General features: G+C 66.6%; 20 protein-coding genes. 15 read left to right on the top strand and 5 right to left on the bottom strand.

The window, feature by feature from the left end; all coding sequences use genetic code 11:
• Positions 1-100: 100 nt before the first annotated feature.
• Positions 101-994: a mechanosensitive ion channel family protein gene (locus tag ACZLIB_RS14280; RefSeq protein WP_050509854.1), complete on the bottom strand. Its 894-nt coding sequence runs from the start codon at positions 992-994 to the stop codon at positions 101-103.
• A 136-nt stretch (positions 995-1,130) separates the two neighbouring features.
• Positions 1,131-3,509, bottom strand: coding sequence for a phosphoenolpyruvate synthase (ppsA, locus tag ACZLIB_RS14275; protein WP_134950668.1), 2,379 nt, complete (start codon positions 3,507-3,509; stop codon positions 1,131-1,133).
• Positions 3,510-3,654: 145 nt separating this feature from the next.
• Between ppsA and ppsR the strand changes: the two genes are divergently transcribed.
• From ppsR to ACZLIB_RS14250, 5 genes are all read left to right on the top strand, one after another.
• A complete protein-coding gene (gene ppsR / locus ACZLIB_RS14270; RefSeq protein WP_006452040.1) occupies positions 3,655-4,476 on the top strand; it encodes a posphoenolpyruvate synthetase regulatory kinase/phosphorylase PpsR in 822 nt (273 codons plus the stop codon).
• A 148-nt stretch (positions 4,477-4,624) separates the two neighbouring features.
• Positions 4,625-5,134, top strand: a complete 510-nt coding sequence (locus ACZLIB_RS14265; protein ID WP_032130357.1) for a DUF1249 domain-containing protein — start codon at positions 4,625-4,627, stop codon at positions 5,132-5,134.
• 42 nt (positions 5,135-5,176) lie between these two features.
• Complete coding sequence (locus ACZLIB_RS14260) at positions 5,177-5,665, top strand: NUDIX hydrolase (protein ID WP_049462146.1); 489 nt, start codon at positions 5,177-5,179, stop codon at positions 5,663-5,665.
• A gap of 125 nt (positions 5,666-5,790) precedes the next feature.
• Positions 5,791-6,420, top strand: coding sequence for a DUF2239 family protein (locus ACZLIB_RS14255; RefSeq protein WP_478467963.1), 630 nt, complete (start codon positions 5,791-5,793; stop codon positions 6,418-6,420).
• A gap of 118 nt (positions 6,421-6,538) precedes the next feature.
• Positions 6,539-7,903, top strand: coding sequence for an MATE family efflux transporter (locus ACZLIB_RS14250; protein WP_478467962.1), 1,365 nt, complete (start codon positions 6,539-6,541; stop codon positions 7,901-7,903).
• Between the two features lie 702 nt (positions 7,904-8,605).
• Here ACZLIB_RS14250 and ACZLIB_RS14245 read toward each other — a convergent pair.
• Complete coding sequence (locus ACZLIB_RS14245; RefSeq protein ID WP_478467960.1) at positions 8,606-9,256, bottom strand: class I SAM-dependent methyltransferase; 651 nt, start codon at positions 9,254-9,256, stop codon at positions 8,606-8,608.
• Positions 9,257-9,600: 344 nt separating this feature from the next.
• On the opposite strand from ACZLIB_RS14245, the gene ACZLIB_RS14240 reads away from it, so the two are divergent.
• The 10 genes from ACZLIB_RS14240 to ACZLIB_RS14195 all read left to right on the top strand — a co-directional run bounded on the left by ACZLIB_RS14240 (position 9,601) and on the right by ACZLIB_RS14195 (position 19,910).
• Entirely contained in the window at positions 9,601-10,215 is a 615-nt protein-coding gene (locus ACZLIB_RS14240) for a CDP-alcohol phosphatidyltransferase family protein (RefSeq protein ID WP_032130352.1), read from the top strand.
• Between the two features lie 22 nt (positions 10,216-10,237).
• A complete protein-coding gene (gene phaE / locus ACZLIB_RS14235) occupies positions 10,238-11,314 on the top strand; it encodes a class III poly(R)-hydroxyalkanoic acid synthase subunit PhaE (RefSeq protein ID WP_478467958.1) in 1,077 nt (358 codons plus the stop codon).
• On the top strand, positions 11,311-12,378 hold the full coding sequence (gene phaC, locus ACZLIB_RS14230; protein ID WP_478467957.1) for a class III poly(R)-hydroxyalkanoic acid synthase subunit PhaC: 1,068 nt from the start codon (positions 11,311-11,313) through the stop codon (positions 12,376-12,378). The genes phaE and phaC overlap by 4 nt, the downstream gene beginning before the upstream one ends.
• Before the next feature lie 54 nt (positions 12,379-12,432).
• Positions 12,433-12,804, top strand: a complete 372-nt coding sequence (locus tag ACZLIB_RS14225; RefSeq protein WP_429000102.1) for a YfeK family protein — start codon at positions 12,433-12,435, stop codon at positions 12,802-12,804.
• Between the two features lie 65 nt (positions 12,805-12,869).
• On the top strand, positions 12,870-13,073 hold the full coding sequence (locus tag ACZLIB_RS14220; RefSeq protein WP_006452007.1) for a PspC domain-containing protein: 204 nt from the start codon (positions 12,870-12,872) through the stop codon (positions 13,071-13,073).
• Positions 13,070-13,522 (top strand): hypothetical protein, encoded by a 453-nt coding sequence (locus ACZLIB_RS14215; protein WP_285303613.1) that lies wholly within the window; start codon positions 13,070-13,072, stop codon positions 13,520-13,522. The genes ACZLIB_RS14220 and ACZLIB_RS14215 overlap by 4 nt, the downstream gene beginning before the upstream one ends.
• Before the next feature lie 833 nt (positions 13,523-14,355).
• A complete protein-coding gene (locus ACZLIB_RS14210; RefSeq protein ID WP_005410085.1) occupies positions 14,356-14,571 on the top strand; it encodes a hypothetical protein in 216 nt (71 codons plus the stop codon).
• 207 nt (positions 14,572-14,778) lie between these two features.
• Positions 14,779-17,166: a Tex family protein gene (locus ACZLIB_RS14205; protein ID WP_478467956.1), complete on the top strand. Its 2,388-nt coding sequence runs from the start codon at positions 14,779-14,781 to the stop codon at positions 17,164-17,166.
• Between the two features lie 207 nt (positions 17,167-17,373).
• Positions 17,374-19,563 carry a PAS domain S-box protein gene (locus ACZLIB_RS14200; RefSeq protein WP_164081376.1) on the top strand — a complete coding sequence of 730 codons (2,190 nt, stop codon included), beginning with the start codon at positions 17,374-17,376 and terminating at the stop codon, positions 19,561-19,563.
• 62 nt (positions 19,564-19,625) lie between these two features.
• On the top strand, positions 19,626-19,910 hold the full coding sequence (locus ACZLIB_RS14195) for a hypothetical protein (protein ID WP_257472476.1): 285 nt from the start codon (positions 19,626-19,628) through the stop codon (positions 19,908-19,910).
• On the opposite strand, the gene ACZLIB_RS14190 is transcribed toward ACZLIB_RS14195, so the two are convergent.
• Positions 19,884-20,843 (bottom strand): right-handed parallel beta-helix repeat-containing protein, encoded by a 960-nt coding sequence (locus ACZLIB_RS14190; protein WP_257472475.1) that lies wholly within the window; start codon positions 20,841-20,843, stop codon positions 19,884-19,886. The genes ACZLIB_RS14195 and ACZLIB_RS14190 overlap by 27 nt on opposite strands.
• A gap of 64 nt (positions 20,844-20,907) precedes the next feature.
• Entirely contained in the window at positions 20,908-21,996 is a 1,089-nt protein-coding gene (locus tag ACZLIB_RS14185) for a DUF5694 domain-containing protein (RefSeq protein WP_478467954.1), read from the bottom strand.
• Between the last annotated feature and the right edge of the window lie 82 nt (positions 21,997-22,078).

Genomic DNA, 22,078 nt, shown 5'->3' with positions numbered 1-22,078 from the left:
CCGATGTATGGAGATGGGGTGGGTGCCGGCCAGCGGCCGGCACTACCAGGATGTGCGGGGCAGGGTAGTGCCGGCCGCTGGCCGGCATTTCTGTGTCGGATCAAGGCTTGTCGCGCACCAGTGCGTCGGCCTCGACCACGCCGCCATCCTTGCCATGCAGGTACAGGTGCATGTCCTGCTGCGGATACGGGATGTTGATGCCGGCCTTGTCGAAGCCCAGCTTGAGCTGTTCCAGCAGCGTGACCTTGGTACCGAACCAGTCGGCCGACTTCACGTAGCAGCGGATGCCAAGATTGATCGCGTGCGCGCCCAGTTCGTACACCACCACGTCCGGTGCCGGCGTCTGCAACACGCGCGGGTCGGCCTTCATCAGCGCCAGCGCGGTGTCGCGCGCCAGCTGGATGTTGTCTTCATAGCCGATGCCCACCACCAGTTCGACGCGGCGGGTCGGCTCGGCGGTCAGGTTGATGATCGGCGCAGCGGTGATCAGCGTGTTCGGAATGGTGGTGTGCTGATTGTCGGCACCGGTGATGACGGTCTGGAAGATGCGCACTTCGCGCACCGTGCCGGTCTGTCCGGCCACCGTCACTACATCACCGACGCGGAACGGGCGCAGCGTCACCAGCATCACGCCCGAGGCGATGTTGGACAGCGAATCCTTCAGCGCCAGGCCTACCGCCAGGCCGGCGGTGCCAAGCACGGCCAGCAGCGGGGTGATCTGCACGCCCAGCGTGCCGATCGCCAGCACCACCACGATCACCAGCGACGCGGCGTACACCACGTTGCGCAGGAAGTTGCCCAGCATCGGGTCCACGCCCATGCGCGCGGTGGCGCGTGGCATCGCGTTGGACAGGCGTCGCGCCACCCACATGCCGACCAGCAGCACCACGATCGCGGCCAGCAATGGCACGCCGTAGGTCTCCAGCAGGCGTTCCCAATCGAGCGAGTGGAACCAGGGTGTTGCGGCGGGGGCGGGTGGGGCAGTGGCGAGCATGCGGGCTCCTTTGCAGCGGGGGAGGTGGCGCGCGCAGACGCCAGAAACAACAAGCCCCGCAGAGGCGGGGCTTGCATGCAGCTGAAGTATGGGCCGGCGCCGATGAAAGCGACGTCAGCCCTCAGCAATCACGGTCTCAGCCGTTGGCCTTCAGCTTGGCCAGGCGCAGCCAGGTATCGACCACGGTGTCCGGGTTCAGCGACACCGACTCGATGCCTTCCTGCATCAGCCATTCGGCCAGATCCGGATGATCGGACGGGCCCTGGCCGCAGATGCCGACGTACTTGCCCTTGGCACGCGCCGACTTGATCGCCATCGACAGCAGCTTCTTCACTGCCGGGTTACGTTCGTCGAACAGGTGCGCGACGATCGACGAGTCGCGGTCCAGGCCCAGGCTGAGCTGGGTCAGGTCGTTGGAGCCGATCGAGAAGCCGTCGAAGATCTCCAGGAACTCATCGGCGAGCAGCGCGTTGGACGGCACTTCGCACATCATGATGATCTTCAGGCCGTTCTCGCCCTGCTTCAGGCCGTTCTGTTCCAGCACCTCGATGACCTTGCGGCCTTCTTCCAGGGTGCGCACGAACGGAATCATGACCCACAGGTTGTCCAGGCCCATTTCGTTGCGCACGCGCAGCACGGCCTTGCACTCCAGCGCGAAGGCGGCCGAGAAGCTCGGATCGACGTAACGGCTGGCGCCGCGGAAGCCGATCATCGGGTTCTCTTCGTGCGGCTCGTAGTTGCTGCCGCCGATCAGGTTGGCGTACTCGTTGGACTTGAAGTCCGACAGGCGCACGATCACGGCGTTCGGTGCGACCGAGGCGGTGAGGGTGGCGATGCCTTCGGCCAGGCGATCCACGTAGAAGCTGACCGGATCACCGTAACCGGCGATCTTCTCGTCGATCTTCTTCTTGGTTGCCGCATCCTGGCGGTCGTATTCCAGCAGCGCGTTCGGGTGGATGCCGATGTGGCTGGCGATGATCATTTCCAGACGGGCCAGGCCAATGCCGGCGTTCGGCAGCTGGCCGAAGTCGAAGGCACGTTCCGGGTTGGCCACGTTCATCATGATCTTCAACGGTGCCGGCGGCATGTTGCCCAGATCGGTGGTGGTGCGCTCGAAGCCCAGCTTGCCTTCGTAGATGAAACCGGTATCGCCTTCAGCGCAGCTGACGGTGACCAGCTGGCCATCTTCGATGACCTTGGTGGCGTTGCCCGAACCGACCACGGCCGGCACGCCCAGTTCGCGCGCGATGATCGCGGCGTGGCAGGTACGGCCACCCCGGTTGGTGACGATGGCCGAAGCGCGCTTCATCACCGGTTCCCAATCGGGATCGGTCATGTCGGCGATCAGCACGTCGCCCGGCTGCACGCGGTTCATGTCGTCCAGCGTCTTCACCACGCGGGCCACGCCCGAACCGATCTTGGCACCGACGGCGCGGCCCTCGGCCAGCACGTTGCCGCCCTTTTCAGTCAGCGCGAAGCGCTCGATCTGGGTGGCATGGCTGCGCGACTTCACCGTTTCCGGGCGCGCCTGCACGATGAACAGCTTGCCGCTGACACCGTCCTTGGCCCACTCGATGTCCATCGGGCGGCCGTAGTGCTTTTCGATGACCAGCGCCTGCTTGGACAGTTCCTGCACGTCCTCGTCGCTGATCGAGAAGGTGTTGCGCAGTTCGACCGGGGTGTCCTCGATCCTGACGCGCTCACCCGGAACATCCGAATACACCATGCGGATGGCCTTGCTGCCGAGCGAGCGGCGCAGGATCGCCGGCTTGCCGGCCTGCAGGGTGGGCTTGTAGACGTAGTACTCGTCCGGGTTGACCGCGCCCTGCACGACCATTTCGCCGAGGCCGAAGGACGAAGTGACGAACACCACATCGCGGAAGCCGGACTCGGTGTCCAGTGTGAACAGCACGCCGGAGGAACCGACGCCCGAACGCACCATCAGCTGCACGCCCGCCGACAGGAACACGTCTTCATGCTTGAAGCCGTGGTGCACGCGGTAGGCGATGGCACGGTCGTTGTACAGCGAGGCGAACACTTCCTTGACCTTGCGCACGACATCGTCGGCACCGGTGACGTTGAGGAAGGTTTCCTGCTGGCCGGCGAAGGAGGCATCCGGCAGATCCTCGGCGGTGGCCGACGAACGCACGGCCACGGCCACGTCGCCGCCGCCGTTGTCGGCGCTCAGCTGGGCGTAGGCGGTGCGGATGTCCTGGTCCAGCTGCGGCTGCAGCGGGGCGTCGATCACCCAGGTGCGGATTTCCTTGCCCGCTGCGGTCAGCGCGTTGACGTCCTCGACGTCCAGCGTGGCCAGCTTGTCGAAGATGCGCTTGGACAGATCGTTGTGCGCGATGAAGTCCTTGAAGGCTTCAGCGGTGGTGGCATAACCGCCCGGCACCGAAACGCCCAGACCGGCCAGGTTGCCGATCATCTCGCCCAGCGACGAATTCTTGCCGCCTACGCGGGCCAAGTCGGCCAGACGCAGTTCGTGCAACCACAGGATGTTCTCGTTCAAGCGCGATGCTCCGTTTGGCCATCGCCCGAGGCGGGCTGGAATGGCCGCGTCCGTAGGAAGAAGCCGATATGATGCCGGGCAGAGTACCGTCGGCACAAGCTTGTGCTGGCGGCCTTTTTAGGCTTCGTAGGGGGTAAAAGCGCGCATGTCGACCATCCGTCCGGTGTTCTACGTTTCCGATGGAACCGGTATCACCGCTGAAACCATTGGGCATAGCCTGCTCACCCAGTTCTCCGGGTTCAGCTTCATTACCGATCGCATGTCGTTTGTCGACGACCCCGAAAAAGCGCGTGAAGCCTGCGCCCGGATCCAGGCGGCAGGGGAGCGGTACCAGGTCCGGCCGATCGTGGTGAACTCCTGCGTGGACCAGAGCCTGAGCCTGATCCTGGCCGACAGCGGCGCGCTGATGCTGGATGTGTTCGCGCCGTTCATCGAGCCGCTGGAGCGTGAACTGGCCAGTCCGCGCCTGGCCCGGGTCGGCCAGGCCCACGGCATGGTCGATTTCGACACCTACCACCGCCGCATCAACGCGATGAACTTCGCCCTGACCCATGACGACGGCATCGCGGTGAACTACGACGATGCCGACGTGATCCTGGTGGCGGTGTCACGCGCCGGCAAGACGCCCACCTGCATCTACCTGGCCCTGCATTACGGGGTGCGCGCGGCCAATTACCCGCTGACCGACGAAGACCTGGAAAGCGACCGCCTGCCGCCGCGCCTGCGCAACTACCGGCGCAAGCTGTTCGGCCTGACCATCGACCCGGACCGGCTGCAGCAGATCCGCCAGGAGCGCCGCCCGAACTCGCGCTACGCAAACCTGGACACCTGCAAGCGCGAGGTGGCTGCGGCTGAGGTGATGTTCCAGATGGAGCGGATCCCGACGCTGAGCACCACCCATACCTCGATCGAGGAGATTTCCAGCAAGGTGCTGGCCACGCTGGGGCTGCAGCGCGAGCTGTATTGATCCTCATCTGGTAGAGCCGGCCGCTGGCCGGCTGGTGGATGAACCCTCGGCCGCGATGCAGGGCTGCCGGCCAGCGGCCGGCACTACCCAGGGGTTGGCTTGCACGTGCGCGCCCCCACGTTGAAGCACCAACGTGTAGGATCGACCCATGGCCCGAGCCTTGCCCCGCACCGAACGCATTCCCCGCCTGAGCCGGCTGAGCTGGCTCATGGGCCTGTACGCGGAAAACTACCGCCATCTGGTGCGTCTGTTCGAACCGGCCGGACTGGTGGCGGGCAGCTACATTTCCTCGATCGGCGACGGCCTGGACGTGCGCCTGGACGTGATCGAGTGCCACCGCTACACGGTGGAACTGCGCCTGACCTACGACCTGGCCGACCCGGTTACCGGTGAGCCGGATCCGTCGGCTTATGTGCGTCTGTACCGTGACGCGCGCCAGGCCGAGACCACCCACTGCTACGTCGGCCGTCGCTGGCAGGACACGATGGGCCTGTACCCGCCGCCGGCGGAGCTGATCAGCCACCGCATGCGGATGAACACCTTCCTCGGCAAGTGGCTGGAATACCTGGCCGAGCGTGGCCACGGTGTCGCCACCCTGCGCCGCGATCCCGACGGCGCCAGTGCGCCTGCCGAGCGTCGCCTGTCGCTGGTGCGCTGATCGGCCATAATCCACGGCTGACCTGCCGCTGGATGCTGCCCCATGCCGTACACCCCGATCGTCGCCACCCTGGGCTATGTGCTGTCGCCGGATCGTCGCCAGGTGCTGATGATCCATCGCAATACCCGTCCCGGTGACCACCACCTGGGCAAGTACAACGGCCTGGGCGGCAAGATCGAAGCGGACGAGGATGTGGCGGCCAGCATGCGCCGCGAGATCGCCGAGGAAGCCGGCATCGACTGCACCGGCATGCGCCTGCGCGGCACCATCAGCTGGCCAGGCTTCGGCAAGCACGGCGAGGATTGGCTGGGCTTCGTGTTCGTCATCGATGGATTCGAGGGCACCCCGCACGGCGGCAACCACGAAGGCACGCTGGAGTGGGTGGACCTGGACAAGCTGGACACCCTGCCGATGTGGGAGGGCGACCGCAACTTCCTGCCGCTGGTGTTCGACGCCGACCCGCGCCCGTTCCACGGCGTGATGCCGTACAAGGACGGGCGCATGGTGAGCTGGTCCTTCAGCCGCCTGTGAGCCGGGAAATCGGGTAGCTGCCAATCTTTGGTCGGCACGCTCTTCTGGTAAATTAATACCCGGGCAATATTGACGGGAGAGAATTACCCGGGCAATATTCGCGCACCGCCTCTGATGCCGTTGCCATGCCTGCGTCCCGACTTCCTCCCTTCAGTTGTTTCGACGGCCATCGCCTGGTCGCTTCCGGTACGCCGGAAGTGGCCGCGCTGGCGCTGAAGCAGCTGCGCGCCGACAACGCTGCCGGACCATTGCTGGTGTTCGACAACGCCACCGGCCGCACTCGCGATTTCGATACGCGCGGCAGTGACGCAGAACTGCTGGCGCGGGTAAACGAAGCGTTTCCCGCGGCCGTGGAGGCGGAGGCCGACGTCACTGCCGAAGAGGCGCCCGCAACCCCACGTGGCCGTGGCCGCCCCAAGCTGGGCGTGGTCGCCCGCGAAGTGACGCTGTTGCCACGCCATTGGGCGTGGCTGGCCGAGCAGCCTGGCGGTGCCTCAGTGGTGCTGCGCAGGCTGGTGGAGGCGGCCAGCCGTGCCGGTGCTGACAAGGACCGCCAGCGTCGTGACAGCGAGCGTGCCTATCACTTCCTGCAGACCATCGCCGGTGACCTGCCGGGTTTCGAGGAGGCGATCCGTGTCCTGTTCGCGCATGACCGCGCGGGCCTGGAAGCGGCGTTGCGGAGTTGGCCCGCGGATGTGCGCGCCCACGCTCTGCGCTTGGCCTTCGACGATCCTGCGGACCACATCGACGGCTGAGCCATCGCGCCGTTGCTGAGCGACGGCGCCACCTGACCGCGGGCCACGGCCTGCTTTCCCTGTGCTTGCTTTGCTGGCGGAAACGCCGGGCAGGGCGGCGCCTTGCCCAGAGAACCCCATGAGCACCCCTGTACATCCGATACCTCCGGCAGCACCCCCGCTGTGGCGCACCTATCTGACCCTGCTGCTGCCGATGCTGCTGACCAATGCGCTGCAGCTGGCCGCAGGCACGCTGGACAACATTTACCTCGGCCATCTGCTCGGCACACAGGCAGTGGCTGCAGCGGCTGCGTTCTTTCCGGTCTTCTTCCTGCTGTTGGCCCTGGTAATGGGCCTGGCGACCGGTGCGATGGTGCTGATCGGCCAGGCCTGGGGCGCGGGCCGCCCGCAGCAGGTACGCGCCGTGGCTGGCAGCGCGGTGGCGCTGATCCTGCTGCTGTCGGTGCTGGTGATGGCTGTGGGCGGCGGCTTCGCGCCACAACTGCTGGTGGCGTTGGGCACGCCGGCAGCGGTCCTCAGTGAGTCCATTGTCTACGCACGCGTGCTGTTGCTGACGGCACCGGTGTTCTTCCTGCTGTGGCTGGCCACTGCGGTGAGCCGCGCGGTGGGCGATGCGAAGACACCGCTGCATGCGCTGCTGCTGGCAACGGTGGTCGGCCTGCTGTGCACGCCGCTGCTGATCCTCGGCTGGGCCGGCCTGCCGCAGCTGGGTTCGGCCAGTGCGGCAGTCTCGGCGGCGTTTGCCTCGCTGCTGGCCCTGGCCTGGCTTATGTGGCGGTGGCAGAGGATGGGGCACCCGTTGGCGCCGGGACGTGAGCTGCTGCGTGCCATCCGTTTCGATGGCGTGCTCATCCGCGCGATGCTGCGCATCGGCGTACCGTCATCGCTGCAGATGCTCAGCCTGGCCATTGCCGAAATCGTGTTGCTGGGCTGGATCAACCGCTACGGCTACACGGCCACGGCCGCCTACGGTGCGGTCAACCAGTTGATGAGCTGGGTGCAACTGCCGGCGATGTCGCTGGGGATCACCGCCACCATCCTCGCGGCGCATGCGATGGGTGCGGGGCGTACGGCACGGCTGCCCGCCATCGCTCGCACCGGTGTGCTGCTTGGGCTGGCGATGCTGAGCGTGGTGGTGCTGCTGGTGATGGCGCTGGCGCCCTGGCTGACCGGGCTGATTCTGGCGGCCGCAGAGGTGCGCGAATTGGCCGCATCGCAGCTGCGCACGGTGGTATGGGGCGTGCTGGCGATGGGAGGCAGCGCGGTGCTGGTCGGAGTGATGCGAGGCAGTGGCACGGTGATGTTGCCAGCGTTGCTGGGCATGGCAGCGGTACTGCTGCTGGAGCTGCCGTTGGCGATGTGGTTGCAGGCGCGGCATGGGCTGGCCGGCCTGTGGTGGGCGTGGCCGCTGGGGTTGCTGGCGATGCTGGTGATGCAGGTGTTCTGTTTCGCGCATTGGCGGCGGCGGGTGCAGGCTGGGTAGTGCCGGCCGCTGGCCGGCAATCCGGAATGCCGGGGCAGCCGGCCAGCGGCCGGCTCTACCACGCGGTCGGATCACAGTCGTTGCGGCGGCTGCGGTGGGTCGGCCACTGGTGATGCAGGTGTTCTGTGCTGCTCGCTGGCGGCGGGTGCAGGCTGGGTAGTGCCGGCCGCTGGCCGGCAATCCGGAATGCCGCGGCAGCCGGCCAGCGGCCGGCTCTACCACGTGGTCGGATCACAGTCGTTGCGGCGGCTGCGGTGGGTCGGCCACTGGTGATGCAGGTGTTCTGTGTTGCTCGCTGGCGGCGGGTGCAGGCTGGGTAGTGCCGGCCGCTGGCCGGCAATCCGGAATGCCGCGGCAGCCGGCCAGCGGCCGGCTCTACCACGCGGTCGGATCACCGTCGTTGCGGCGGCTGCGGTGGGCCGACCACTGGTGATGCAGTTCTGTGTTGCTCGCTGGCGGCGGGTGCAGGCCGGGTAGTGCCTGCCGCTGGCCGGCAACGCGGAACGGTCGGGGCAGCCGGCCAGCGGCCGGCTCTACCACGCGGTCGGATCACAGTCGTTGCGGCGGCTGCGGTGGGCCGACCACTGCTGACGCAGGTGTTCTGTTTCGCTCGCTGGCGCCGGGTGCAGGCTGGGTAGTGCCGGCCGCTGGCCGGCAACGCGGAACGGCCGGGGCAGCCGGCCAGCGGCCGGCTCTATCACTTCAGCGCCGCTGTGCCAGCAGCAGATGGAAGTGCTTTTCGCGGATCTGGCCGTCATTGCCGGCTGCGGATTCCCGGTGGCTGCGCCAGGCCGAGACGCGGAAGCCCGACACACGCAGCGCCAGCTCCACCGCGTCCAGCTCATGCAGTTGGAAGTCGGCAGCAAATGGCAGGCTTCGCATGAAGCTGGCGTCGCCAAAGGCCAGGCACAGGCGGCCGCCCCGGCGCAGCACCCGCGCCAGCTCGTCCAGCACCGGCGCCAGGTTCGGCCAGAAGTACAGGGTGTTGACCGCCAGCGCGGCATCCATCGCGGCATCGGCGACCGGCAGCGCATGGGCGTCGCCGTGTCGCATCGCGGCACGCTCGGCCAACCCGGCGCTGGCCAGGCGCTGGTTGCCGGCCTCGACCATGGCAGTGGACAGCTCAATACCCAGATAGTGGCTGCCGGTGGCCTGCAGCATCAGCGGCGCGAACGCCGCATTGCCGGGGCCGATCTCCAGGACCCGTTCGCCAGTGCCGACGGCCAGCAGCCCGATCGCGGCCAGGTTGAGCGCGCCATTGCTGCGGTTCATCGAGTCGGCCACCGCCAGCGCGGCCTCGCCATGGGGCTGCCGCAGCTGCGCGGCCAGGGTGGAAGCATCCAGCATCATCATCGTCCGTTGCAGAGTTTCGGACGTGGCGGCGGCGGGTCCGCCGGTGACCATAGCGCCGACCTTGTGGCTTGGGAAGTAGGGAAACCCCGCTTCGGGGTGATGAGGAAATGTCCAGCGTCGCAGTCGGTGAGATCTGGTTGTCCACAGGGGGTGTGGATTACGCGTGGGCAACTTTGTGGATAAGCCGCGACAGGCGCCACCCCCCTAGGCTGTCAAGATGGGTGGCGAAAAATTCACCGCCGGTGAGGACAGGTGAGGGAGCGGTGAAGGCTGGGGCCTGCCAGCGCTGTCGCCAGTGGCGGCGCTCGCGGTAACCTGTGGGCCTTGATGCTCCGTGAGACCCCATGAAACGTCACTTCTCGATGCTGCGCGAATTCCAGCTGGCCGACTGGTTCACCCTGGCCAATGCTTTCTGCGGCACCGGTGCGGTCTTTGCCGCAATGCGCTTCCTGCAGGACGGCGAGCGCGGCTACCTGCTGTTCGGCATGGCGTTGATCCCGCTGGCTTTCATTTTCGACGCCCTCGACGGGCGCATCGCGCGCTGGCGCAAGTCCAGCTCCACCCTGGGCCGCGAGCTGGACTCGCTGTCCGACGTGATCTCCTTCGGTGTGGCCCCGGCGGCGCTGGCCTACGCCTGCGGCATGCAGGGCGGCTGGGACTGGCTGGTGCTGAGCTATTTCGTCTGCTGCGGCGTCAGCCGCCTGGCGCGCTACAACGTCACCGCAGAGGCGCTGGCCGGCGACGAGGGCAAGGTCGCGTATTTCGAGGGCACCCCGATCCCGACCAGCCTGGTGCTAGTGATTGTGCTGGCGATCGCCGCCGGTACCGATGCCATCGGCCAGAACATCTGGTTCGGCCAGTGGCAGATCGGCCCGTGGCAGCTGCACCCGATGGTGTTGTTGTTCGCCTTGTCCGGGTCGCTGATGATCAGCAAGACCCTGCGCATTCCCAAGCCATGAGCCAGCCCTGCGGAGGCCTGCGATGACCAGCTCGGCCCACGACGCCGGCAGCAGTGATTTCGAAACCCTGGCTCGGCAGTACTTCGGCGCCTGGGGCGATGCCCTGCGCCATGCGAGCACGCCCGGCGCACCGGCTGGTGACGATCCCGGCAGCTGGCAGCGGTTGTTCGACTGGTGGGGCCAGCTGTTGCCCGAGCAGGGGCAGGGCGCGCCGGAAGATGCCGTGCGCCGCTTCCGCGAACAGGCGGGCAGCTGGTACGGCACCATGCAGGAAGTGGCCGCGCGTTTCGCCGGCCGCGACGCCAGCAGTGCCGACGTAGCACAAGCCTGGCGCGAGGCGGTGCAGGGGCAGGGCGACGGCATGCTGCAGTGGATGCTGCAGGGCGCCCGTGGCAGCACCCACGCTGGCGCCGCTGTACCGGAGTTTGCCGCCTGGCTGCAGCAGTTCCAGCTGCAGGCCGGTCCGTGGCTGCAGAGCCCGGCGTTCGGGCCCGGCCGCGAGCACCAGGCGCGCTGGCAGGCGCTGCTGCGGGCGCAGGAGGAATACCAGCAGCATTCACGCGCCTACGTCGATCAGATCAAGCAGGCACTGGACGAGGCCTTCGCGCTGTTCGAGCAGCGCCTGGCCGAGCACGAGCAGCCGGGCAGCCAGCTGACCAGCGCCCGCGCAATGTTCGACCTGTGGATCGAAGTGGCCGAGGAGGCCTACGCCAAGGTCGCCATGTCCGAACCGTTCCAGCAGGTGTATGCCGCGCTGGGCAACGCTCAGATGCGCCTGCGCGCCGGCCTGCAGCGCGAGGTGGAACAGATGAGTGAACGGATCGGCCTGCCGACCCGCAGTGAGATGGACGCCGCGCACCGCCGCATCGCCGAGCTGGAGCGCAGCCTGCGCCGCCTGCAGGCACAGGTGGTGGCCATGGCCGGTACGGGCGAGGTCGATCCGGTGGCACAGCCGGCGCCGGCGAAGGTGAAGCCGGTCGCGCGCAAGGCCGCGAAGAAGGCCGCGCCGGCAAAGAAGGCGGCTGCGAAAAAGGCGCCTGCGAAGAAGGCTGCACCAAAGGCAGCACCCCGTACTTCCACGCGGACGCGTGACCGATGAAAGGACCGCTGGGCTTCAACGCTGATGACCTGATGCAGGAAACCCTGGCCATGCAGCGCAAGCTGATGGAAGGGCTGAAGCTGCTGCCGCAGGTGGAAGACGTGGACTACGGCGTGACCGCGCGCGAGGAAGTCTGGCGCGACGGCAAGGTGGTGCTGTACCGCTTCGTCGGCGAACAGTCACCGACCCGGCGCACGCCGCTGCTGATCGTCTACGCGCTGGTCAACCGGCCGTACATGGTCGACCTGCAGGCCGACCGTTCGCTGGTGCAGAAGCTGCTGGCGCTGGGGCAGGACGTCTACGTGCTGGACTGGGGCTACCCGGATCGCTCGGAGCGCTTCCAGACCCTGGAGGACTACCTGCTGCGCTACATCGATGGCGCGGTCGATGCGCTGCGCGCGCGCGGTGGTGGACCGGTCGACCTGCTCGGCATCTGCCAGGGCGGCGTGTTCGCGCTGTGCTACGCCGCGCTGCGCCGGCAGAAGCTGGGCAAGCTGATCACCATGGTCACCCCGGTCGATTTCCACACCGCCGACAACATGCTCTCGCACTGGGCGCGGCAGGTGGATGTGGACCTGCTGGTCGACACGCTGGGCAACATCCCGGCCGACCTGATGAATGCCAGTTACCTGATGCTCAAGCCGTTCCGCCTGAACGTGCAGAAGTACGTGGGCCTGCTCGACATTCTCGATGACAAGGCCGCGCTGGAGGATTTCCTGCGCATGGAGAAGTGGATCTTCGATTCACCGGACCTGGCGGGCGAGGCGTTCCGCGACTTCATCAAGCAGTTCTACCAGGGCAACGGGCTGGTGAACGGCACGGTGCGGATCGGCGAAGAGGCGGTGGATCTGTCGAAGGTGACCCTGCCGGTACTGAACATCTACGCCGAGCAGGACCATCTGGTGCCGCCGGATGCCTCGCGCGCAATGCGTGGGCGCCTGGGCACCGAGGACTACACCGAGTCCAGTTTCCGTGGCGGCCATATCGGCATCTACGTGTCCGGTCGCGCGCAGCGCGAAGTCCCGGCCACGATCGATGGCTGGCTGAAAGCGCGCGACGTGTAAGGCTTGCTTCGCTTTTGTAGAGTCGAGCTTGCTCGACTGCCTTGGAGAATAATGATGTCGCAACGGTTCACGCTGCTGCTTGCCACGCTGCTGCTGGCAGCACCTGTTGCCCACGCCGCACCCAGTACGGATGCACGCCGGGAGATCGCCCAGCTGATCTCCAGCCTGGACGGCTCCCAGTGCCGGTTCCAGCGCAATGGCAGCTGGTACGACGGCAGCGATGCGCGGTCGCACCTGCAGCGCAAGTATGATTATCTGCTGAAGAAGAACATGGTGGACAGCGCCGAGCAGTTCATCGAGCGCGCCGCCAGCCAGAGCAGCATGAGCGGCAAGCCCTATCGCATCCAGTGCCCGGGGCAGCCTGAACAGACTGCAGCCGCCTGGTTCGGCGCGCGCCTGCAGGCCCTGCGCCACCGCGCTCCGTAGACATAGGAGCGGTGTAGAGTCGAGCCTTGCTCGACTGCTTTTTCCCGTAGCCCAGGAGAACCGCCATGAACACCACGCCGCGCACGCTGTCGCGTTCATTGAACGACCGCATGATTGCCGGCGTGATGGGCGGCATTGCCCATCGCTTCGGCTGGAATGCCACCCTGGTACGGATCGTGTTCGTGCTGGTCTCGATCGGCTCGGCGGCCTTCCCCGGCATCCTGGTCTACCTGATCCTGTGGCTGCTGATTCCCAACGAGGCCGATTGAAGACTCCCGTGACGCCCTGGCCGGTCTGGCTGCGCGCGCTGCAGGTGCTGGGCGCGGTGTGGACGTCCCCCAATTCCCTGCTCGGCGTGATCGGCGGCCTGGCCGGCATGCTTGGCGGGGCGACGCTGCGCTGGAGCGGCCGTGACAGCGCGTTGGTGTTCGATCGCTGGCCGTGGGGACCAGGCGGGGCGATCACCCTGGGCAACGTGATCCTGCATACCGGCCATGACCTGGGCATTTCCTGTCGCACCTATGCGCATCAGGCGGGGTGGGGCGTGGAGCCGCTGATCCGGCTGGATGACCACGAACGCGCGCACGTCTACCAGTACATGGTGCTGGGGCCGCTGTACCTGCCGGTGTACCTGCTGTGTGGCGGGGTGAGTGCGCGCAACCCGTTCGAGCGCGCGGCCGATCATTTCGCCCGGTTCGGGCGTGGCTGGTGGCCGTAGGTTCCAGCCAACGGCGCAGCCCCTCGTGGCTTGGTCGCGGAATACGTTTCATGTGATTGGGCCGGGCGGGGTGGGTTCGCGGGACACGCCGTAAACCCGTCCCTGGGGGCTCGATGGCGCCTTGCTCGTGTGCGCTGTCCTGCGCACACGGCAAGACCGGGGTTGGGCGTCCTGCCCAACCCGCCCGAGGCATGCCTCGGGCCCATGGCGCCAACGGTCCCGCGAACCCACCCCACCCGGCCTCTGACAGTTTCCGTGCGCGTCCAGCCACGGAGAAGAAAAAGAACAGCAGAAGCGGGTCGCGCGCTGCGCTTGCTCGCGAGCCGAGCCTGCGGTCGGCTTCGCGGACTGGTCTGAAAGCAGCCGAGCGTGGGCTCGGCTCTACAAAAAGCGGCCAGCCAGGCTGCTTTTGCTTTTGATCTTTTTTTCTTCTCCGTGGGTGGTAGACGCAGCAGAAATCTGTCAGCGGCCGGGTGGGTGGGGCTGGCGGGGTATCCGCGGCATGGATGCCGCGGCTAAGCCCCCAGGGACGGGTTCACGGCGTCCCCGCCAGCCCCACCCACCCGGCCAGCCCACAGGAAACCGGCTTTCCGCGATCATCCCAAACCACCCACGAGGGGCTGCGCCGTTGGCTGGAAACCCCCGATTCGTTAGTCGGAAGTTAAAGATCCGTAAGCATTCTGCTGCGATCCCGCAGTCATCTGCATGCAACCGATCGTCATTAGCCTTCGTGACGTTCCAGTCAGGTTCGACGCGGTAAGCTCTCCCTCGATGAGCTCGCAGCATCGCTCATCGAGTGCAGTACGCAGTAGCAATTTGGAGGAATACATCACATGGCAATCGTTCTTTATGTCGGTGGTAGCAAGGATGGCGAGAAGGGCGTGGTGCCCTACGGCTTCAGCAAATCCCGCGCCGACACCGCGCTGGGGCCGGAGTTCTACACGGAGCGGTTCATGGAACTGCAGGGTGTCGGCAAGGTCCGCCTGATGGCCCTGGAAGGCATGCGTGACGAGATCGTCATGCAGCGCGCCGCCCGCCACTACCGCTGACCTCCGCAACACGCGGCAGGGCGCGCCCACCATCGCGCGCCCGCGCCGGCATCCCAGCCCAGGGCCAGTCCGAGCCCTCTTTTCGCCAGGATGCCGGCGTCCACTCCGGCCTCGCTGCTGAACCTCGCCCCCTGTCAATGCCTTGTCCGGCTCCGTCGTGGATTGCCAGAATGGGGTCTTCCCGTAACGCGGCACAGACCTGAAGCAATGCACGACGCCAAGAACGCCCAGAGCGCGCTCGCCCAGCAGATCGCCCAGACCATCGCCGACGAGATCGGTGCCCAGTCCGCCCAGGTACGTGCCGCCGTCGGCCTGCTCGACGAGGGCGCCAGCGTTCCGTTCATCGCGCGCTACCGCAAGGAAGTGACCGGGGGCCTGGACGACACCCAGCTGCGCAACCTGGAAGTGCGCCTGACCTACCTGCGCGAACTGGAAGACCGTCGCGCGGCGGTGTTGGCCAGCATCGGTGAGCAGGGCAAGCTCAGCGACGACCTGCGCAACGACATCCTGGCCGCCGACACCAAGAGCCGGCTGGAAGACCTGTACCTGCCGTACAAGCCCAAGCGCCGGACCCGCGCCCAGATCGCCCGCGAGGCCGGCCTGGAGCCGCTGGCCGATGGCCTGCTGGCTGACCCGACGCAGGACCCGCAGGTCTTTGCGGCCGCCTTTGTCGACACCGACAAGGGCGTGGCCGACACCAAGGCCGCGCTGGAAGGCGCCCGCGCGATCCTGATGGAGCGCTGGGGCGAAGACGCCGCGCTGGTCGGTGAGCTGCGCACCTGGCTGGGCGAGACCGGCGTGATCCGTGCCCGCGTGGCCGAGGGCAAGGAAACCGAAGGCGCCAAGTACCGTGACTATTTCGAACACGCCGAGGCGCTGGCGAAGATTCCCTCGCACCGCTTGCTGGCGCTGTTCCGTGCGCGCCGCGAGGAGATCCTGTTCCTGGAGCTGGACCCGGGCAACGAGGCCGAGGCCGGCCACCAGTACGCCGAAGGACGCGTGGCGCGCAAGGCCGGCATCGCCGATCAGGGCCGCGGCGCCGACCGCTGGCTGCTGGATGCCTGCCGCCTGACCTGGCGTGCCAAGCTGCACACCCATCTGCTGCTGGACCTGTTCAACCAGGCTCGCGAAAAGGCCGAGGCCGAAGCCATCGCAGTGTTCGGCGACAACCTGAAGGACCTGCTGCTGGCCGCGCCGGCGGGCCCGAAGACCGTACTCGGGCTGGATCCGGGCATCCGCACCGGCTGCAAGATTGCCGTGGTCGATGCCACCGGCAAGCTGGTCGCGACCGACACCATCTACCCGCACGAGCCGCGCCGCCAGTGGGAGCAGTCGCTGCAGACGATCAAGCAGCTGTGCGCCAAGCACAACGTGGAACTGATCGCGATCGGCAACGGCACCGCCAGCCGCGAAACCGACAAGCTGGCCGGCGAAGCGATCAAGGCTGCCGCCAACCCGAAGCTGCAGAAGGTGGTGGTCAGCGAGGCGGGCGCGTCGGTGTACTCGGCGTCCGAGTTCGCGGCCAAGGAATTCCCGGGGCTGGACGTGTCGCTGCGTGGCGCGGTGTCCATCGCGCGCCGCCTGCAGGATCCGCTGGCCGAACTGGTCAAGATCGAACCCAAGGCGATCGGTGTCGGCCAGTACCAGCACGACGTGGACCAGTACCGCCTGGCACGGGCGCTGGATGCGCGGGTCGAGGACTGCGTGAATGCCGTGGGCGTGTACGTGAACACCGCTTCGGCCGCGCTGCTGTCGCGCGTGTCCGGCCTGTCGTCCACGGTGGCCGAGAACATCGTGCGCCATCGTGACGACAATGGCCCGTTCAAGCGTCGCAAGGACCTGCTGAAGGTCGCGCGCCTGGGCGAGAAGACCTTCGAGCAGTGCGCCGGCTTCCTGCGTATCGCCGATGGTGACCAGCCGCTGGACGCCTCGGCGGTGCACCCCGAAGCCTATCCGGTGGTTGAGCGCATCGTGGCCAGCACCGCGCGCCCGATCAAGGCGCTGATCGGTGACGGCAGCTTCCTGCGTGGCCTGAAGGCCGAGCAGTTCACAGATGCCACCTTCGGCGTGCCGACCGTGCGCGACATCCTGAAGGAACTGGAGAAGCCGGGCCGCGATCCGCGTCCGGAGTTCAAGGCGGCGCGCTTCGCCGAGGGCGTCGAGGACATCAAGGACCTGCGCGAGGGCATGGTGCTGGAAGGCGTGGTCAGCAACGTGGCGGCCTTTGGCGCCTTTGTCGATATCGGCGTGCACCAGGACGGCCTGATCCACATCTCGGCGCTCTCCGATACCTTCGTGAAGGACCCGCGCGACGTGGTCAAGGCCGGCGATATCGTCAAGGTCAAGGTGCTGGAGGTGGACGTGGCGCGCAAGCGCATCGCCCTGACCCGGCGCCTGGACGACACCCCCGGGCAGGCCACCAGCCGCCCGGGCCAGCGTGATGACCGCGGCCAGGGGCAGGGGCCGCGCCGCGACGCAGGCGGCCAGAACCGCGGGCCAAACCGGGGCCAGGGCAATGGCGGCCGTCCCGCTCAGTCCGCGCCCCCGGCCAACAACGCCCTGGCCGAGGCCTTCGCCCGCGCCAAGCGCAGTTGAGGACCGTGTCCCCCGTCACGCTTGATTCGTGGCGGGGGACTTGTCGATTTTCCCCGTGATTGCGCACACTTGCGCCTGAGGGGGGCGTTTGGCCTCCCCGCTGTCGCTGGGGAGGGCCATGACGCCAGCAGGACCCGTTGTCTTCGTTGAGGGCTGCAGCGTTGTGCTGCGGCTGCTGCCCGCCTGTGCGGGCCGGGGACCGGATTGATGGCGGGCCAGGGAAACAACGGCAACGGTCTGCTCGAGCGGCGCCTGCAGGAACTGGCAGAGGAGCGCCGGCGCCTGGCCATGATCATCGACGGCACCGCTGCCGGTACCTGGGAATGGAACGTGCAGACCGGCGAAATGCGGGTCAATGCGCGCTGGGCGGAGATTGTCGGCTATCGCCTGGAAGAGCTGGAGCCGGTGTGCCAGAAGACCTTCCTGACGCTGGTCCATCCCGACGATATCGCCCTGTCCGACGCGGCGCTCGAGGACCATTTCGAAGGCCGCAGCGACAACTACGTCTGCCTGTTGCGCATGCGCCACAAGAACGGCCAGTGGATGTGGATCCACGACCGTGGCCGCGTGTTCGAATGGGACGGGCAGGGACGACCGCTGTGGATGGCCGGTGCGCACGCCGACGTGACCGAGCTGCAGCAGGCGCGGCAGGATGCGGCCGAGAGCCGGCAGCGATTGCAGGCCGTGGTCGACGCGTCCGATGAGGTGGCGGTGATCGCGACCGATACCGAAGGCACCATCACCCTGTTCAATACCGGCGCGGAACGCCTGCTGGGTTACAGCGCGGAAGAAGTGGTCGGCCAGCGGCGACTGGGTGATTTCCACGATCCGGACGAGCTGGCGGCCTGGCTGCGTCCGCTGGCGGCTGCGGACGGAAGCCTGCCGGGCGCGTTTGAAGCACTCAGCGCCCGCGCCGATGAGCAGACCTATTCACGGCAGTGGACACTGCGGCGCAAGGATGGCCAGCCACGCCAGGTGCGCTTGTCGATCAGCCGCATGGATGGTGCCGGCGGCGCGCGGATCGGCTATGTCGGCATGTCCATCGACATCACCGAGATCCTGCAGGCGCGCGCCGAAGCACGCCTGTCGGCAGAGAAATTCGCCGGTGCGTTCACGTCGGCGGCGCTGGGCATGGCGCTGGTGTCGCTGGAAGGACGCTGGCTGGACGTCAATGACGCACTGTGCCGGATCCTGGGCTACCCCCGCGAAGAACTGCTGCAGGTTGATTTCCAGCGCCTGACCCACCCCGATGACCTGCAGACCGACCTGGCCCTGGTGCAGGATCTGCTGGCCGGGCGGCGCAGCCACTACCACCTGGAAAAGCGCTATCTCGATCGCGACGGCAAGGTGATCTGGGCGCGGCTGTCGGTGTCGCTGGTGCGCACCGAGCACGGTGAACCGCTGCATTTCGTGTCGCAGATCCAGGACATCAGCGCCCAGCGCAGCAGCGAGCAGCGCCTGTTCGAGAGCGAGCAGCGCAGCCGTATCACGCTTGATGCGGTTGCCGACCTGGTGCTCAGTGTCAGCCTGGATGGCCGTATCGACTACGCCAATGCCGCCGCAGTACGCACCCTGGCGGGTGATGGCGCGCTGTCGCTGGCCGGGCACAAGGTGCAGGACGTGCTGGCACTGACCACCGAATATGCGCCCGGCTCGGTACTGGATGTGTCGGTCCTGCTGGATCCGGAAAGCAATGCGGTGGACCTGCACGCCGATCTTCTGCTGCGCCTGGGCACGGCCACGATCCCGGTCGACCTGACCCGTGCCTGGCTGCGCGATGATGAAGGTCATGTACGCGGTGCAGTGTGGGTACTGCGTGATGACACCCAGCAGCGCGCGCGCCAGCGCGAAGCGCGCCATCTGGCCGAGATCGATCCGCTCACCGAGCTGAGCAACCGTCGCGGTTTCGAGGTGCATCTGCAGCAGGCGATCACCCGCGTCGAGCGAACTGGCCAGGCCGCGTCGTTGATGTACATCGACCTGGACCGCTTCAAGCCGGTCAACGACACCTGGGGCCATCTGGCCGGCGATGCCGTGCTGTGGGCGGTGGCCAGCGTGCTGCGCCACGGTGTGCGCGATTCGGACGTAGTGGCGCGTCTGGGCGGCGACGAATTCGCAGTGATCCTGTCCGGCTGCACGCCGCGTCGTGCCGCGCGCATCGGCGGTGAACTGCTGCACACCCTGGCATCGCTGTCGATTCCGTGGGACCGGGACCGCCTGCATGTGGGTGCCAGCATCGGTATCGCGCCATTGGCGGGTGGGATGAGCGTGGACCAGGCCGTGGCAGCGGCTGATGCCCAGTGTTACCGGGCCAAGGCAATGGGTCGCAACAACGTACAGGTGCAGGGCGAGGCCAGTGAGCTGCCCGGCGATGATTCCGAAGCCGCCGAAGGCTGATCTCAGCCTGTGAGAGGGCGTGCGCGAATACTGCGCGCACATCCACTCATGCAGGTGATCCCATGAAGGTCTGGAACCCGGTTGCGATGCGGGCCTACGCCCCGGCGATGGTTGGCTGGTGCCTCGCGCTGGCCGCCTGCCTGCGTGCGGAACAGCTGCGCGGCGACCTTCACGCGCAGGCCCTGCTGCCGGTACTGCAGGGCGGCGCGGTCGCCCTGCTGGTGTTCACGCTGTCCTGTATCGGTGCCGCCAGCATCGTGCTGTGGCGGACGGGCAGGAAGGAAGTACCGCCTCATGCTTTTGATGCTCAGGCCCATGCTTCACGGAAAGACGCAGAGATCACCTGAAGGGAAAGAGATGTTACCTGTCGATAGAACGCCTGCAACACCACCCTTTGCATTGATGCCGTTGCAGTTTCCAACACCCAAGCGACGATTCTGAATGAACCGGTTGGAGCGGAATGTTGCCGTGGTACCGCCCGATGTCTCAAACACCGCTCCACCATAGTTCGCACCGCTTACAGCATTGTTTTCTGCAAAAAAGCGCTGTGAACCCTGTACGACGTCAATACCCCATTCACCAGGGCGTTCGATCACCGAGTTCTTGATGGTGCAGTCGACGCAGTTCACCAGATAGATGGCGCTGGCGCCGGAGTCGATGACGCGGGCGCCATCAATCATGACGTTGCTCGAGTTGTAGATGGCCATCTCGCCATCGCCCCCCGGGCCATCCTTGCGTCCGGTCAGCTGCCCATAGAGGATGGTGACGTCGCGGGAATCGGTGATCCACAGATTCGGGTCTGCCACATTGTTGCCCGCTATGCCGTTGGCACGCATGAAGGTGTCCCATATATCCACACCTTTCCCGCCCACGACACCAGTGCTGATCTGGAAGCCGACGATATCGAGGCTCCAGATGATGATGCGGTCCTGATGATAGGCCAGTACACCGAAGTTTCCGCCTGCACCGGTGGACAATGTGAAGTTGTGCAGCATGGTGCCGCTGCCGAGCCCGATTGCCTTCTGTGGGGAGCCATGGGCGGAGATCACGACGTCGGCCATGCTCGCACCCAATCCCTCGATGGTCGTGCCGGAGGGAACTTCCAGTGGTGCAGGCCCAGTGACGTAGGCGCCAGGCCGCAGGCAGATTTTCTTGCCAGGTGCGGCGGTCACTGCGGCAGCAAGGTCACCACCACTGTCGAGAGTGAGATCGCATGCCGAGGCCTGTGCAGCACCGGCCAGGCCTATGGCAAAGAGTACGGCGGAAATGCGTTGTTTCATTATGGGTTCCTTCCGTGGAGTGGTTGAAGTTGCATCCAAGATACCGCAGCCGACCGGCTTGACGTCAACGCAGTACTTCATCCGAACTGACCAGCTGCACGTCATGCATCAGGTTGAGGTAAGCCTCGTAGTAGCCCTTGTGCGAGGCACCGACGATGGTCAGCATGCGGGTGCCTGGATGCTGGCCCAGGATGTCGCGCATGTTGGCGACCATGCGCAGGTTGCGGGTTTCCCAGTAGCCCACGTAGTTGCGGCCGAAGCCTTCCGGCGAGGGCTCGACGAGGGTCGCGCCGAAATCGCTGTTGAAGGCCACCATCGCGGCTGCGGGGGCGTTGTAGGCGCGATACATTGCGAGCAATCCATCCGGTTGAGCAAGATTGGCCTCCAGTCGTTCATCGGCCGCCCTGCGCGCTTTGACGAAGGAATTGTCCCAGGCACCGCGTATGGCGGCAGCGTAGGCCTTCTGCTGCGATTCCGGTGTTGGCGAATCTGCAGTGTGGTCGTCGACCGACCACAGGCGCTCCAGCCCCAGGCGTGCCGCAAGTACGCCGGCCACCAGTCCGGCCTCGTTGCGGCGGGCCATGCGCGTGTCGAGGAACTGCACCAGTTCCGGTGACAGGCTGTCCGAAGCACGTCGCTCTTCCCTGGGCAGCCGCAGCCATTGGACGACTGCCGAGCTGCTTTCGCCCGCGGCCAGGAACACGGCGGCCAATCGGCGCCGCTGGGCAGCGGTTGGCGCCTTCGGCCAATCCGCAAGCAGGCGTTCCATCTCCACGTTGGCGCTGGGCACGTCCAGGCCGGTGGCGGCCTGCGCCGGTGCCGGATCGACGCAGTAGTCCGCTACGCTCTCCGCGTATCGGGCCGGATTGCGGCGCATGAAGTCACACTGCAGGCCGGACAGGTTCTCCACCGCGATCGCGGTGGGCCGCCAGGCTTCCAGGCGCTGCAGCAGAGGTTCCAGCATCGCCGGCGTGAAGGTCTCCGGCAGGCTGGACAGGTGCGGGCTGCCCAGCACCAGCACTTCGTTCGGGCGTCCTGCGGGTGGTCCCTTCAGCTGGTCGGGGTGGAAGGCGGGTCGATAGGCGACGTCGTTGGCCAGCGCGCTGCTGCTGCACAGGGCCAGGAAGAGAAGGCTGGCAAAGCGAGGGAACATGCGATCTCCATGTCGATAAGCATCCTGCGGGACCTTCATGCTGGTCATTTTCTCCTGCTGGGGAATCCCGCATTGGTCATGT

Source organism: Stenotrophomonas sp. 220_Sma (assembly GCF_056487375.1).
Note: the sequence above shows the minus strand (reverse complement) of the source record. Positions and strands in the feature narration are given on the sequence as shown.